Raw genomic sequence first — 15,261 nt, forward strand, 5'->3', positions numbered from 1 at the left:
TTTAGTGTATTCAGTATAGCAGACAGAGGGAACGCCATAGAATGGACTAATTTGCAGTTGATTTGTATTTTTGTGCGACTATTGATCATTCTCCTGAACGGGCGGCATCCGGGTATTATCTCTTGTTTTGTTGAAAGAAGGCCTTGTTTTGGCGCTGAGCACAGGCTGCCGTACGAGAATAGCACCGAAGGCTTTTGCATTAAACGGTATAAACGGCCACAAATACGAAGAGTTGTACGACCGGTGCATAGTCAGCAGAACGATGAGCAGTGTAGTCCCGATCATAAACCCCTGCACCTGGAACGCAGCCACCGCGAGCATCAGCCCAAGCCTGACGATCCGGTTAGCCAGCCCCAGCTCATAGCTCGGTGTTGCGAACATCCCGATGGAGGCCACCGCCATATAGAGCACCACTTCATTGACAAAAAGTCCGGTCTGCACAGCGATATCACCCACCAGAATCGCAGCAATCAGACCCATCGCTGAGCCGAGCGGCGTCGGCGTATGCACAGCTGCCATCCGCAGCAGATCGACCCCAAGCTCGACGATCAGGAACTGGGCCAGGAGCGGGATTTTGGCCATTTTCTGGGGTCCGATAAAATCGAGCATGGCCGGTTTCAACTCCGGATGAATAACGAGCAGCATCCATAAAGGGAGCAGAAACATGGAGGCGAATACGCCGATGAACCGTACCCAGCGCAGATAGGTTCCCATGAACGGAGTCTGCCGGTTCTCCTCCGCATGCTGGCAGAGATCAAAAAACGTCGTCGGCAGAACAATGACGCTTGGTGAGGTATCTACAAAGATGACCACCCGGCCTTCCAGCAGATGCGAAGCTACAGTGTCTGGACGCTCTGAATAACGGACCAGCGGATAGGGATTCCACCCTCTGCCCACGATTGCTTCTTCCAGCTGCTTGTCTGCCAGCGGTATGCCGTCGATGTCGATGCTCTTAATCTTGTCAGTGACGGCCTTCACCTGCGTCTTATCCACGATGTCATCAATATACGCCACACAGACATCAGTACGCGTCCGGCGGCCCACCTGGTGCATCTCATATTTCAGTCCGGGGTCGCGGATTCTTCTGCGTACCAGCGCCACGTTGCTAAGTAGGGTCTCCGTAAACCCGTCACGCGCACCGCGCACAACCCGCTCAATGGAGGGCTCATCGGGACTGCGTGAAGGATACGAGCGGGTATCCATAATGATAACCTGTGTCTCCCCTTCAATGAAGAACACGCTCATACCCGACAGCACCTTGTTGACGCTCTCGCTCAGCAGATCGCCTTTTTCCACCTGCACATGGGGAATGTATTCGCTCATGAAGCTGGCGAGCACATCGGCGGAGATATCGTCAGGCGTCAGATAGGTCAGCCGTTTCAGAATTTCGTCAATGATCGTATCCTTGGCGAACCCGCTGATGCAGAGCAGTGCAGCCCTGCGGCCGCCAAAGGACATTTCCCTGAATACGATGTCAAAGGAGGAACCGAGTCCGAGCACCTCTGTAAGCGTTGCTTTCGTATCCTCCAGCCGCTCGGGAATTTTGTCATTTCCCTGCCAGTAGATAATGGACTGCTCAAGGGAATTAGAGTGTTCAGTGTCGCGCTTCTTCTGCTTCGGGTCGGCCTTTTTGGGTTCCTGTGACTGAGCCTGCTTTTTGTCTGTCTTGGACTTTCCGGCCTGATCCTTCTGGCCCCCGGATTCCGCTTCTGCCTGCTGCTTGCCTTGTTTATCCATCTCCGGATCCTCAGCGGATTCTTCCTCCTCAGTTTCCGGATCATCTCCGAACAATCTGGCAAAAAAACCTCTTTTGGCAGGTTCCGGCTCTTCTGTTCCCAGCTCGCTTGACGCCTCTGCATCCTGCGCCTGTCCGTCTGGATCCATATTCTCATCTTGTTCGCTGTCGGCTAATGCTTTATTGTCTGTCTCCGTATTGCCTTCCCCAGTGCTATCAGCACCCTCCGGCTCCTTTGCATCTGCCTCCAAACTTTCTTCAGTATCAGAACTGCCTTGGACCTCCGGCTCCTCTTCCTGCTGCGAATCCGGTCCCTCCTGATCCGGCGTGCCCGCACCATCCGAAACCTGCAAATCATGATCACTATATCCGGTCGCTCCGGCATCCACACCAATATCTGTCCCAAGCTCAGCGGAGGCCTCAGCATCCTGGTTGCCGGATGTTTCAGTCTCAGGGATACCCTCTGTTTCTGAATCGCTGTCTAACAGTGTGAATATATATTCCTTCCCGGACTGTTCGCTGCTCTGTCCACTTGCGGATACCTCGTCAACACCGGATAAATCCGGTTCAGCCTCCCCTTGAGGCGAAGCTGAACGGTCTACCTGCGGCCGGTCCGCTTCCGTGTCTGAACTTCCCGAAGCTTCTGGTCCCGCTTTCTGCTTCGGCTCTTCGTCTTCATGATCCGGTGAACCGTCTCCGGTTGTAGAAAGATCACCTTCTGGAACGGTTTGCCCATGGTCAAGCAGCACGCCCATTTCTTCCGCCGCTTCCGCTTCACCCGGCGGGATGTCAACAGAGCCCTTTTCTCCGGAGTCTGCCTGTTGATCTTTAACGTGATCGTTAACTTCAACGTGATCTCCACTATGAATATACTTCACCACTCTATAACCTCCTCAAGTTCAATGAGCTTTACCTCACAACAATTCACTCCCGGCATGGCCAGCTACGGAAGCCCTGGTTTACCGCTGGTATACAAACCAGTCAAACATAGAGCCCGCAACCTTCCCGCATACCATCGCCATCAAAAGGCCAAACAGATAATGGGTCATATACAGACGTTTAGCCAGAATAGGCAGCACGTTCAGCACTTCCGTCAAGGCGGCCGCCAGCATTCCGACAAAGATTCCGTCAAGCAGCCCTACACCCAGCTCAGCTATAGGACCGGCGTAAATTTTCCAATTCCAGAAATCACTCATGGTTCCAAGCAGCGAGCCGCCTACCATCGCACCTTCATACCAGTGCACCTTGTCATAGGAAGAAGTCAGCTGGGCCAGACGGGGCACCATATCCAGAACAATAAACAGGGCAATAACCCCTCCGCCTACCGCGATTCCTCCCGCAACCCCAAGCAGCAAATGCAGGCCAAGTGAGATTGGCGCTGTCATGATGAATCCTCCTTGGCCCCGGACGGTTCAGTACGGTTATTCATCTTGCTGTATTCTTCATGCACAACATAGTGATCGATATTTTTCTGATACAGGAACATTTCCACTTCCAGCGGGGTCGGCTCCTCATTCCATTTTTTCTTGAACAGATGATTGAAAAAAATCACCATCCCAAACCCGATCCCCAGTGAATAGGCAATCTGGAACATGTAGGGATGCTCATCCCGCCGTCCGGTCAGCATTTCGACTACCCGGATATGCACCTCCTGCATGTTGACGTCGGCATGGAAATTCATAATGGTCAGCGCCGATCCGAAGAACAGCAGAAGCCATACAAGCACAAACAGGGCAACAGATGGCTTGCGTGCTTCGACCGGCCCTTCAATCTGCACAATGGTCCGTCCCTCGCCAATCGGCTGAATATCGGCATCCGGCACAAGCTCTTGAATTCGGGGAATAATGGTCAGCAAATCGATCAGAATCAGATTCCCGTCGCTTTGCTCCGGCTGGAGCAGCAGAATTGAATACAGCGGCTCACGCAACTGCGGCTCCGCAATCAGATAAGCCACATCCCGCAGCATGACCCCCCGCCCCTTAGGCACCGACAAGCGGTTCTTAAGCTGTATGTAAATTACGGGCGCTGATTGGCTATTCATCTCCGTGCACCTCCTGCCAGAATAACGGTAGTATGGGAGAAAAGCCTTATTTTTACTCCCAGGCAGCGGATTTCATCTTGGATGTATATGGACACGGGGTGCTGATTCTCCTCTACGGCAAACCTGCGGAAGCGCAAAAAGACAGACCGGAGCATTTCCGGTCTGCCTTATCTTACGAATCTTTTACTTGTATATTCGTTTAAACATCCAGTGAAGCCAGTGCCCGTCCCTCGTAATCGAACAGGGTGAGGTTGGACCAGTTGTTCGCATGGCCGACGGACCACTCGTGCTGTGAGGGAATCCAGGCAGGTTCCCAGTAATAGCACCCTATGCCCCTATCATGCCGGGTACGGCGGATTACTTCGTGCAGATCCCGCAAGTATGCAGCTTGCCCCTCTACGGTAGCCGGATAACCTGCATGCAGTTGCTCTGCTTCCTTCACGATAAGCGGGAACCCTTCCGGGCCTGCAAGCGTCCACGGATAAGCGGTTTCCACCACAATAATATCTTTGTCATAACGCTGTGCCAGGTCGCCCAGATTCTGCTCCAGATCAGCCAGAGTACCGTGCCACCAAGGGTAGAAGGAGAGGCCGATGACGTCATACTCTACGCCGTGCTCCTCGAAGCGGTCGAAGAACCTACGGCTGGCGTCCTTGTCTCCGCCCCGGTCAATATGGATCATAACCGGCAGCTCCGGCGCAATCTCCTTGGCTCCGGCAATCCCGGCTTTCACCAGTTCGGTAAACCGGGTCCACTGCTCCTGGGTATCATATTGCCCGTCTACCCGGCCCTCTTCCCACAGGAAGCCCGGTGTGATCTCGTTTCCGATCTGCACCATATCCGGCAGTGTTCCCTGATACTGGAGGGCCTCCAGCACTTCCAGTGTATATTCATAGACAGATAAGCGCAGCGCCTCGAAGTCGAGTCCCGTCCAGATTTGCGGTTTCCACTGGTTCGCCGGGTCGGCCCACTTGTCCGAATAATGAAAATCGAGCAGGAAGCCCAGCCCGGCTGCTTTGATCCGTCTAGCCATGAAGAGCGTCCGTTCCAGATTACAGAAGCCGCCGGGCGGATCATTCCAGATCCGCAGCCGGATGGAATTCACACCGCTGTCCCCCAGAATCTCCAGAAGGTCTGCGGCTTGCCCGGCCTGCGGGCCGGAGCCGTACCTGAAGACCCCGCCTCCCTGTTCAATCTCATCCAGAAACGAAACATCCATTCCTTTGATATAAGCTCCTGTCATCACCCACTACTCCTTCACTGAGCCGAGTGTCATTCCTTTAACAAAATATTTCTGCAGGAACGGATAGACCAGCAGGATCGGAGCCGCTCCGATAAAGATCTGCGCTGCACGTACCGTGGTCTGCGAGATCAGTTCCATTTCCTTCGGATTAATACTCATGGAGCTCATATCCCGCTGGATAATGACGGTCTGCAGGAATGTGGCGAGCGGAAACTTATCGGAATTATTCATGTACAGCAGCCCGTCGAACCAGGAGTTCCAGTGGAACACCATACTGAACAGGGCAATCGTAGCAATGGAAGGTAGCGAGATCGGCAGATAAATGCTGAACAAGGTGCGGAAATGATTTGCCCCGTCGATCAGCGCTGCTTCCTCCAGCTCCTTCGGTACACCGCGGAAGAAGTTGAGCATCAGAATGATCAGGAAGGTGTTAACTGCTCCCGGCAGCACCAGGACCCAGAAGGAATTCATCAGGCCAAGCTTCTGAATAACGATATAGAACGGGATCATCCCGCCGTTGAATACCATGGTGAAGACAAACAGCCAGGAGTAAATCGTCCGGCCTTTAAAGGCCGAATTTTCTTTGGACAACGGATAAGCCGCAAGGAACGTAATAAGCAGCGTAAGCGCTGTTCCGAGAACCGTACGTTTCACCGAAATCCAAATGGAATGAAGAAACACAGGATTATCGATAGTCTTTTTATAGGCTTCCACCGAAAACTGCTTCGGCCACAAGCCGACCAGATTGGCATCCGCCGCTGATTTGGCGCTGAACGAAACCGCAAGCACATGAACGAGCGGAATGATACACATGACAGCGAGAATAATTAGAAAACAGGTATTTAGTACGCTGAATACGCGGTAGCCTCTTGTTTTGTAATACATAGGTTTCCCTCTTTCCCGGTTGATTTAGAAGATGCGGTAGCCCGCCCATTTTTTTGCCAGCTGGTACGAGACCAGAATCAGAACCATGCTGATCGCAGACTTGAACAATCCAATGGCTGTCCCGAAGCCCATCTCCCCGTTTTGGATCGCTGTACGGTAGACGAAGGTATCGATAATATCTCCCTTTTGGTAGACCAGCGGGTTGTACAAGTTGAAAATTTGGTCAAAGCCGGCATTGAGCACGTTCCCGAGCGCAAGCGTACCTACTACCACAACCATCGGAATCAGGGAAGGCATCGTGATGAAGCGGGTCTGCTTCCAGCGGTTCGCCCCGTCGATTTCCGCCGCTTCGTACAGTGAAGGGTTAATGCCGGCAAGCGCCGCCAGGAAGACGATGGTATTATATCCGAATTCCTTCCATATATCTGTCAAAATAACCGTAAAGCGGAACCAGTTGTTATCCCCGAGGAAGAAGATTGGCTGCACCCCGAAGCTGCCGAGAATCTGATTCACAAAGCCGTCCGTGGACAGCAGGTCCAGCAGAATCCCGCCGAGAATAACCCAGGACAGGAAATGCGGCAGATAAACCAGTGTCTGAATGGTACGCTGTACGGCCAGCTTGCGGACCTCATTCAGCATAATCGCAAAAATAAACGGTACGAGCAGATTGAAGATCATCTTCAGCACCGCAATGATCAGTGTGTTCCAGATCACCTGCATGCTGTCCTCACGTTCAAAAAGATACCTGAAATTATCAAGGCCCACCCACTCCGAACCGGAGATATGCAGCCATGGTTTGTAATCCTGAAAGGCCATTACAATGCCGCCCATCGGGATAAAGCTGAACAGAATCAGCAGTATCATCGCAGGAATCAGCATTACATGGAATTGCCAGTTTTTTCTTAGTGTTCTCATCCTTTAAGCCCCCAACCTAGTCGATTTCTTCTGTCTTCATAATCAAATTATAGCAACGGTGAAATGGGGCAAGTAGACAGCAAAACCAATATAAATGGTACAAAAGCAATGTCTTTGTCCCATCCGCGGCGGCCTTGCGTACATCCCTCTTTGCCCAGGTAAAAGCAAACAGGACCGCCTCCTGCTGGCGGAAATCTCCGCCGCAGGAAACGGTCCTGTATTTGTCTCAAGCTTGTATGCGCAGCGCTTATTTTACGCTGTCATACCACTCGTTAACTTCTTTGGTGATCTGCTCGCCGCCGCCTGCATTCCAGGTAGTGACGAAGCTGTCGAACGAATCCAGCGGCTGTTTGCCGTAGATGATTTCGTTAAACGTCTGGTTCTCGATCTTGTTCAGGTAATCCAGCTTTGCTTTCATGGTTTCCGTAGTCGGACCGGTGAACATGTTCTTAAACGATTTGTCTTCCTGCTGCAGCAATACTTTGGCAGCTGCAGGTGTTCCTTTACCATAGTTAACCGCAACATCCTTCTCAAGTCTGGTTGTTGGCTGAGCGCCATTAGCCAGGTTAAGCAGGGCCTTCATCTGGGCATCAGGAATACGTGCGCCGTCGCGTACCAGCAGGTAACGGACACTGTTCACATAGCCGCCGCTGATCTGATCATTAGCGACCATTTTGCCGCTTGCATCCAATTCATAGTCATAACCGGCGAAGAGGCCGTTGTCCAGTTCACTGCCCGGCTGCGGGTTGGCGAAATTGTCGTACAGATAGTTCTCATAAGTAAAGAATGCTTCCGGATTCTTCATTTTGGTGCTGATCAGTGTAACGCCGTTGGTGAACTGTGTACCATGGCGCATTACGGTTCCGTCCGGTCCGGCCGGAATGTTGATTGGTGCCCAGACAGCATCCGGCACGTTCTTCACCGTATCCTGCAGCGGCCAGCCGCTCATCCAGTAAGGTCCAGGAATAATACCGGCTGTTCCAGCAACAGCAGGCTCAGAGGTTTTGTTCTCATCCCAAAGCGCTGCTTCCTGTGGTATGTAGCCTTTGGCGAGCCAATCCTTCAGCTTCTCGAGACCTTGCTTCATACCTGCGTTCACGGAGCCGTACTCCAGCTTGCCGTCAGCCGCTACATTCCACTGCTGCGGAAGGGTTCCGTAAGCGCCGAAGATCCAGGAAGGGTCACCCATCCAGGTATTCATGCTTGTCTTGAAGCCGATGCTGAGCGGAATCACTTTGTCCGGAGCCAGACCGTCCGGATTCTGGTTCTTGAAGGCATCCATTACCTTCTCTAGCTCATCGATGGTTGTCGGTGCTTTCATGTTCAGCTTATCCAGCCAGTCCTGGCGGATCCATAGAATGTAATCATGGTTATATGCGTAGTCGAGAACCGGAAGCCCCATTTTTTTGCCGTTGCGGCTGTATTGGTTCCAGACGTTAGGATCTTGGGCCATTGCTTCTTTCCAGGTAGCAGAAGCATATTGGTCGAACAGTGTGCCTACTTCCCGGTACATCCCGGAATCAATCAGGTCCTGAGCGATGGTGGCATCGCCTGTCCCGATGGTAACGACATCGGGCATTTCCTGTCCGGAAGACATCGCCAGACGCAGCTTCGTGCCGAAAGCGCCATTCGTATCCGTAATGGACCAGAGCGATTTAATATTGATACCGAATTTCTCTTTGGCCCATTTGGTGGAAACGTTATTCTCAATGGTTTCGCCGTTCTTGAATTTCAGCTCGGGGTCAACCCCCCAGACGGTGGTGATGGTTACTTCAGGATCATATTTATCTTTGTAGGCGTTTTCAGTTTCTGCCTTTGTATTGGCGGCATTACCGGAAGCGTTATTTCCTCCGGCTGCATTATTATTTCCTGAGCAGCCGGCGATACTGCTTGCCAGCAGTACGCTCATGCCCAGGAGCGGCAGCATTTTTTTTGTCTTCATGCTTCTGTCTTCCCCCTTGAATTCCTTAAGTATTGGTGATGTCTTCATTATAGGGAACAACGGTTTGCACGAATACGACATTAAAACAAGGTTTCTGCACCTTTGCCAACCTCTATCCGTCCCTGAATTCATTTGGTGTCATCCCGTAGTGCTTTTTGAACATTTTGCTGAAATATTGCGGATTCTGGTAACCCAGCTCTGTCGTAATCTCATAAATCTTCTTATTGGTGTTCTTCAGCAGGTAGAGTGCCCGCTCCATCCGCATGCGGATGATATAATCGCCTAACCCTTCACCAGTCTCGGCCTTGTACACTTTCGACAGATAGACCGGGTGGAGATAGACATGATCGGCAATCGTCTTAACCGACAGATCATGGCCGGTATGATTGCCCACCAGTTCATGCACCTGCTTGATTATATAGCTCTTCGTATATTGGTCGCTTTCCGAGAGCTCCTTCTCCAGCTTGCCTAGCATATCGAGTGCCCAGTCCTGCAGCCGGTCAAAGGAGACGATAATGCTCTGCGTAAGTAGCGGATCCAGCGCATACTGGTCGATTTGTGAAATGAATTGGCCGCCCTTATGGGCGATATACATGAAGGCATTGGTGATCGACAGAAACACTTCATACAGATGCTCTCTGGAGAACCGGGCGCTTTTCATATCCCGGAATACATCCGTGATCTTCTCACGGGCAGTATCCCACTGCTTCGATTCCAGCAGATGAATCAGTGTCGGCGGACGGTACAGGCTCTCCAGCGATTTAATAGCCACCAGCTCCTGGATATGTTTGTCTTCCAGGAATAACACCGAGCCCGCTTCGTTGTGTGCTGCCAGAAACATAGAGCTCAGTCCGCTGCGGTATGCGGCCGGCAATCCTTCCGGGAATGCAAACCATTCCGTGACGATCAGCGAAATGTCTCCCTTGAGATAATTGCTCACACTCGCCCTGAAACTGTCTATTAGCGCTTTAAGCGTCCGCTGGCGAAGGGTTTCATATTGCTCCGATAGCCCGATTAGCTGCTGCATTTGCGCATTCGGCTCCACCAGCAGGATCAGGCAGTCATGCGGCGCTTTGCAGAACCAGACACGGAAGCTCTCCTTGAAGAGCTCTTCGGCGATATTGCCGATAGCATATTCCATCAGCGAGATGGAATGATGATCCATGGCCGTATAATGCTTGCCGAGCTGGATCATCAGCATCGCCGCCTGTGTCTCTGTATCGAAAGCAATTTCGTACTCCGCAAGCTTGGCAGCCAGCGCCCGTTCAGACATGACCCTTCCCAGCAGCAGATCATGCATCAGATTGGCGCGAAGCACACTGTAGCTGGCTTTGCGGTTATACATCAGCATATGGTATTTATCATGGGCTTCCCATTCATCCCTGAGCGACTCAATCGCGCCGGATATACTTTTGATGAACTCGTCGTCGTTGACCGGCTTCAGAATATAATCGAAGGCCTGAAGCTGAATGGCTTTCTTGGCATACCCGAAATCGGAATATCCCGTCAGCAGGATGCTGCGGAGATTCGGCCAGCGTTCGCTTGCCGTCTCGATCAGCTGAAGTCCGCTCATGCCCGGCATGGAGATATCCGTTACAAGGATATCGATGTCCTGCTGCTCCATGATCTCCAGCGCTGCCGCACCGGATGCCGCCTGGTGCACCTTGTATACGCCGATCTCTTCCCACGGGATCGTTTGGGCAATACTTTCTGTTACATAAGACTCATCATCAACGAGCAATATTTCAATCATGCTGTTCCCTCCCGGAAATCTTCTCTGTGTCTGTATTGCTCTCCGGCAGCTGCCATTGCAGCGTTGCCTGTAGTCCTCCGAGCGGTGAAAGCGTAAAATGCAGTCCTGCTGCTTCGCCGTAGCGCAGGCGCATCCGCTGATGCACATTCCATACTCCGCAGCCCATTTCCTCGTCCATGGCGCTGCTTAATTTCGCTTCAAGCTCTTCCATCGCTTCCGGAAGCATCCCCTGCCCGTCATCCTCTACGGTTAAGGTCATTGTTCTGCCGCTGCAGGAGCCGGTAATTTGCAGGACGCCTGCGCTAGCCAGCGGCTCAATGCCGTGCAGTACTGCATTCTCCACCAGCGGCTGCAGCACAAGCGGCGGAATCTCTAAGCGGCGCATCTGCGGCGGTATGCTGATGGAATACTGCAGCCGGCTCATCCGCATGTTCTGGATCTCCAGATAATGAGTTACGAATTCGATTTCTTCCGTCAATGAGACAAGATCTCTTTCCTGCCGGGTAGTATACCTGTAATAACGGGACAGGTTATGCGACATGCCGACTACCGCTTCACGGTTACCCAGCTTCGCCATACTCGTTATAAAAGAGAAGCAATTATAGAAGAAATGCGGATTAATCTGGGACTGAAGCTGCTTCAGCCGGGCTTCCCGAACATGGATTTTTTCCATCAGAACATTCTCTATCAGCTCCTGCGTCTGCTCAACCATATTATTGAAGCGGCCTGAGAGGAAACTGAATTCATTTCTCCCTTTAATCCCGATCCTGACAGAATAATCGCCCTGCTTCAGCCGCTGGAATCCGCCAACCAGCTGGCGGACTGGTACCTGTACCTGAACATACAAGATATAGGCGACCAGACAGCTCATCAGCAGCAACGCCCCCATCGAGAAATAGAACAGCCGGTTAGACTTATGGATCGGCTGCAGTATATCCGACAGCGGCATATAGTCAATCAGATACCAACCCATTTTGTCGGAATAAACGATGTTGACGCTATATGATTGTCCATCCATTACAAGCGTCCGGTTCTCGCTACCGTTTAACTGCTCCTGCTCCAGCCGTTCCACCAGCTTATCCGCCAGCGGCTTGTCCGCGCTGCGGTTGAAGATCAGTCCCGTTCCTTGCTTATAGTAGAAGGGATCCCTCCGGCCGTCGCTTTTGAATTTATCGAGCATGTCTTCTATATTCTGGCTGTCAAACTCCACCTTCATAATCGTAGCCGCCCGCTGCGGTAAGAACTCCGATGAATACGGGGTGAACGAGTACCAGGAGAACAGGAAACGGTCTTCATTCTGGTCGGCGATCTTTTCTACATGCCAGCCGGACTTCACGTCCCGCTTCAGCTCCTCGTCCTCATAGGACTTCGCATCACTCTCCGTAACCACCCGGTGGATGGCCGGCGAATAGAGATAGAGCTTGCTTTTCCAATTGGAGGAGCTCTCCTGGATGCTGAGTTTCGTCTGAATTCGCTTTACCAGATTAATAGCGTCCAGGTTCAGGTATTCTGTAGAAAGAACGGTATCCTTAAGGCTGAGAATATCGGGATCATGTATCAGCAGAATCGGCCAGGAGGACAGTAGCTCCATATTCGTCTCCACCTGGTTCTGGAAAAAGCTGAGCTGGTTATTGTTCGAGGTATTGAGCTCACTGCGCAGTACATCGGTGGTAGTCTTATTAGAATAGAAATAGAGAATCGTAATCGGAATTAGCATAATGACCATAATACTCACTATTTTGCTGAACAAGTTATATCTGTACATCATTCTTCACATCCTGCGCAATTGTCGTAGCTCTTATTGTACAAAGTTTATCTGGGGAGACAAGGGCAAATACTGGAACCCCTGCAGGACGGCCCTGCTAGTCAGCATACTTCTCCATTACAATTGTAAACGCTTCACAAAAGGCATCATACAATACTCCCGCAACATTTCAGCAGTTTTTGCAGCTTTTTTCATATGAAATTCATGACACACAAAAAAGAGAATGCCTCCACAGCCGTAACGGCCGCTTAGAGACATCCTCTTCCAGCACAAAGCCCTGGGGTCACTCCCCTCAGGCGTCTATAATAAGCTCTTACTTCAGCACTGCCTGTGCCTGCTTGCTCTGCTGATTCGAAATAAAGAACAAGGCCGTCCAGATCAGGGCAAAGCCGACAAGCTGCGGCAGCGTCACTAGCTGATGGTAGACAATCCAGTTGATCAGAATCCCGGTCATCGGAAAGCTGAGCTCAGCCAGCGTTGCAAAAGAAGCTTTGGTGGTATTTAGTCCTTTATAATACAGCAGCATACTGAGCAATCCGGGCAACAGCGCCTGCAGCAGGAGGTTGATGGCAATCGCAGAAGTACTCCCCCATCCTCCGTTCACCTGCCAAGGAGCACCCTCCAGTGAAGTGATAGTGAACAGCAGCGGCAATGCAAGGATGAAGCGCAGTGAAGTTACTGTCTCATAACTCATCGAGCCAAGCAGGTAACGTCCCATTACGGTAGAGCCGCCCCATAACGCAGCTGCCCCCATCGCCATCAGACTGCCGACGCTGATAAAGCTGTTGACATGACCAAAAGGAACGGTCCAGCCAAAGGTCAGCAGATAAGTGCCCGCCAATGCCAGTACGATAAGCGGTCCGAAGTTTCTCGGCAGACGTTCTTTCAGAATCATTGCAGCCAGCCCGATAGCGAATATCGGCTGAAGCTTCTGCAGCAGCAGTACTGCATTCAAATCTCCGCTGGAAAGAGCCTTGGTGAACAGGATGGTTGCGACAGCAGATCCGCCCCAGGATACAACCATCAGGGCTCCAGCCTGACGCAGCCGGATCTTTTTGAGTTCTGCACGGTGGCGCCATAGTACCGGAGCAGCTGCCAAAAAGAGCACCACATGCTCCAGCAGTACGATCTGCGAAGAGGTTAATGATTTGAGCAGGATAATGCGGAATAGCGGATCGACGCCCCATAACGCCGCTCCCAGCACTACCAGCCAGAAACCGCTGCGGATCGGCGCAGTGCGCATACCTGTTGTTGAAGCCGTAACATTACTCATAATACCATTCTCCTTGTCGATACAAACCCTCGATAAGAGACCAAAAAGCCCCCGATCTGCCCTGTTAAAGGGGCAATTATCGGGGGCCATTTTCAATAAAGACATCAGGAATACACCTGTCGCCCTTATCTTATGATCCTCTCCCATCCGGACTTTACCGTCGGCTCTGGATTGTCACCAGATCAGTCAATTCCGCTGCAGGCAGCAGAATCGAGTCGCGGGCTTAGTTCGCTTTGAACATCACCGCCGGTCAGGAATTTCACCTTACCCCGAGAATCTTGTATTCCGTTATTTTTTTCACAATCTCAGGATAACTCCGTTCTGCAGTTTCGTCCAGCCCTTTTATGAAAAAAATGCATTTTTTTCATTGAATAAAGCATTGTCCTATCATTTTCAGCTCTAAATATGGAAGAAAATATGATTTCATTAAGATATAATAAAAATAGCTTATTTATCCATATTATTGAATCCAGAAAGAGGGCCGCTGTGAAAAGACCATTTTGGTTAAGCTTAGTGCTTTCGATTGTAGCCGTAGTCCCTATTGCTATTGCCGCTTTTATTGCTTATTTCTTCATTGCACTGCTGGGCGGGTTCAGATTCTATGCTCCGCTTGCCGTTATTGTTGCCGCTGTACTTGCCGTCTATAGTGTCTTTTCTATCTTCGACTGGTTCACACCGCGCATCCGAAGGATTGCTTTTGCCTGCTTCGCCGGCTTGTGTCTGCTCGCAACCGGCGGCTATGAGCTGAATAAGGCCTATGTGAACAGCCTCGCCGAAGTGAGCGAGAAGGAGATATCTTTAGAACAATACCAGCCCTTCCATCTGGAATCCAAAATCGCTGTGCTCGGGCAGCCTGCTTCCTATCAGATTAAAGATAAGCTCCCCCGTCTTGACGGAGCAACGGCGCTTTACCCGCTGTATTCCGCATTTGTTCAGGCCGTTTATCCCAAAGGCAGCTATGATCTGCACAATTTCAACAATCCGATAGTGTTATGCTCCTCCACCTCTTATGCATATCAGCGACTGATTTCCGGGGAGACCGACATCATTTTCGCCGCTGCCCCTTCGCTTTCCCAGCAAAAAGAAGCGAAGCTGGCCGGCAAGGAGCTTGTGCTGACCCCCATCGGCCGCGAAGCCTTTGTCTTTTTTGTCAATAAGCGTAATCCGGTGAACGGGCTGACCACAGAGCAGATCAAGGACATCTACTCCGGGGAGCTCACCAACTGGAAGGATGCCGGCGGCAGAAACGACCGGATCAGAGCCTTTCAGCGTGAGGAGAACAGCGGCAGCCAAACGATGCTGCAAAAAATCATGAAAGACCGCACACTGATGACCGCACCGCATGAGGATGTTATGGATCTGATGAGCGGCATTATCAGTCAGACGTCTAGCTACCGTAACTACAAGAACGCCATCGGCTTCAGCTTCCTATACTATGCCTCGGAAATGAACCGGAGCGACGATATCAAGCTGCTGTCCATTGACGGCACCGAGCCGAACAAAGACAGCATTAAGAGCGGCGCATATCCATATACCGTGTCCTTCTATGCCGTAACAGCCGGCACCCCGAATCCTAACGTCCAGCCGTTTCTTGATTGGATTGTATCACCGGAAGGTCAGGAGCTGGTGTCCAAAACTGGTTACGTGCCTGTAAACTGAGGGGGTGCTGTTAATGAAAAAGCAGCAAAATTCCATTCAAGGAATCTGCT

At 51.4% G+C, this 15,261-nt stretch carries 11 protein-coding genes and 1 riboswitch; of the genes, 1 reads left to right on the forward strand and 10 read right to left on the reverse strand.

The genetic code is table 11. The features are described from left to right. Window positions 1-78: 78 nt before the first annotated feature. The 10 genes from L6H70_RS08315 to L6H70_RS08360 all read right to left on the reverse strand — a co-directional run bounded on the left by L6H70_RS08315 (window position 79) and on the right by L6H70_RS08360 (window position 13,552). Entirely contained in the window at window positions 79-1,737 is a 1,659-nt protein-coding gene (locus tag L6H70_RS08315; RefSeq protein ID WP_423802811.1) for a spore germination protein, read from the reverse strand. Window positions 1,738-2,694: 957 nt separating this feature from the next. Next, window positions 2,695-3,120, reverse strand: coding sequence for a stage V sporulation protein AB (locus L6H70_RS08320; protein ID WP_236331771.1), 426 nt, complete (start codon window positions 3,118-3,120; stop codon window positions 2,695-2,697). Then, window positions 3,117-3,776, reverse strand: a complete 660-nt coding sequence (locus L6H70_RS08325; RefSeq protein WP_236331773.1) for a stage V sporulation protein AA — start codon at window positions 3,774-3,776, stop codon at window positions 3,117-3,119. The genes L6H70_RS08320 and L6H70_RS08325 overlap by 4 nt, the downstream gene beginning before the upstream one ends. A gap of 199 nt (window positions 3,777-3,975) precedes the next feature. Beyond that, a complete protein-coding gene (locus L6H70_RS08330) occupies window positions 3,976-5,019 on the reverse strand; it encodes a glycoside hydrolase family 53 protein (RefSeq protein WP_236331775.1) in 1,044 nt (347 codons plus the stop codon). A gap of 6 nt (window positions 5,020-5,025) precedes the next feature. After that, window positions 5,026-5,904 (reverse strand): carbohydrate ABC transporter permease, encoded by an 879-nt coding sequence (locus L6H70_RS08335; RefSeq protein ID WP_236331777.1) that lies wholly within the window; start codon window positions 5,902-5,904, stop codon window positions 5,026-5,028. 24 nt (window positions 5,905-5,928) lie between these two features. After that, the gene (locus tag L6H70_RS08340) at window positions 5,929-6,819 is read right to left on the reverse strand and encodes an ABC transporter permease (RefSeq protein WP_236331779.1); all 891 of its coding nucleotides are present in this window, start codon (window positions 6,817-6,819) and stop codon (window positions 5,929-5,931) included. A gap of 247 nt (window positions 6,820-7,066) precedes the next feature. Beyond that, window positions 7,067-8,761 carry a type 2 periplasmic-binding domain-containing protein gene (locus tag L6H70_RS08345; RefSeq protein ID WP_236331781.1) on the reverse strand — a complete coding sequence of 565 codons (1,695 nt, stop codon included), beginning with the start codon at window positions 8,759-8,761 and terminating at the stop codon, window positions 7,067-7,069. A gap of 112 nt (window positions 8,762-8,873) precedes the next feature. Continuing rightward, window positions 8,874-10,514 (reverse strand): response regulator transcription factor, encoded by a 1,641-nt coding sequence (locus L6H70_RS08350; protein ID WP_236331783.1) that lies wholly within the window; start codon window positions 10,512-10,514, stop codon window positions 8,874-8,876. Further along, window positions 10,507-12,279 (reverse strand): sensor histidine kinase, encoded by a 1,773-nt coding sequence (locus tag L6H70_RS08355; protein ID WP_236331785.1) that lies wholly within the window; start codon window positions 12,277-12,279, stop codon window positions 10,507-10,509. Before L6H70_RS08355 ends, L6H70_RS08350 begins: the two co-directional genes overlap by 8 nt. 313 nt (window positions 12,280-12,592) lie before the next feature. Then, entirely contained in the window at window positions 12,593-13,552 is a 960-nt protein-coding gene (locus L6H70_RS08360; RefSeq protein WP_236331787.1) for a DMT family transporter, read from the reverse strand. 131 nt (window positions 13,553-13,683) lie between these two features. After that, window positions 13,684-13,833: riboswitch (FMN riboswitch) on the reverse strand. Between the two features lie 205 nt (window positions 13,834-14,038). On the opposite strand from L6H70_RS08360, the gene L6H70_RS08365 reads away from it, so the two are divergent. Then, entirely contained in the window at window positions 14,039-15,211 is a 1,173-nt protein-coding gene (locus tag L6H70_RS08365) for a PstS family phosphate ABC transporter substrate-binding protein (protein WP_236331790.1), read from the forward strand. Window positions 15,212-15,261 lie beyond the last annotated feature (50 nt).

Origin of the sequence: Paenibacillus auburnensis (assembly GCF_927798115.1) — a bacterium.
GTDB lineage: Bacteria > Bacillota > Bacilli > Paenibacillales > Paenibacillaceae > Paenibacillus_AQ > Paenibacillus_AQ auburnensis.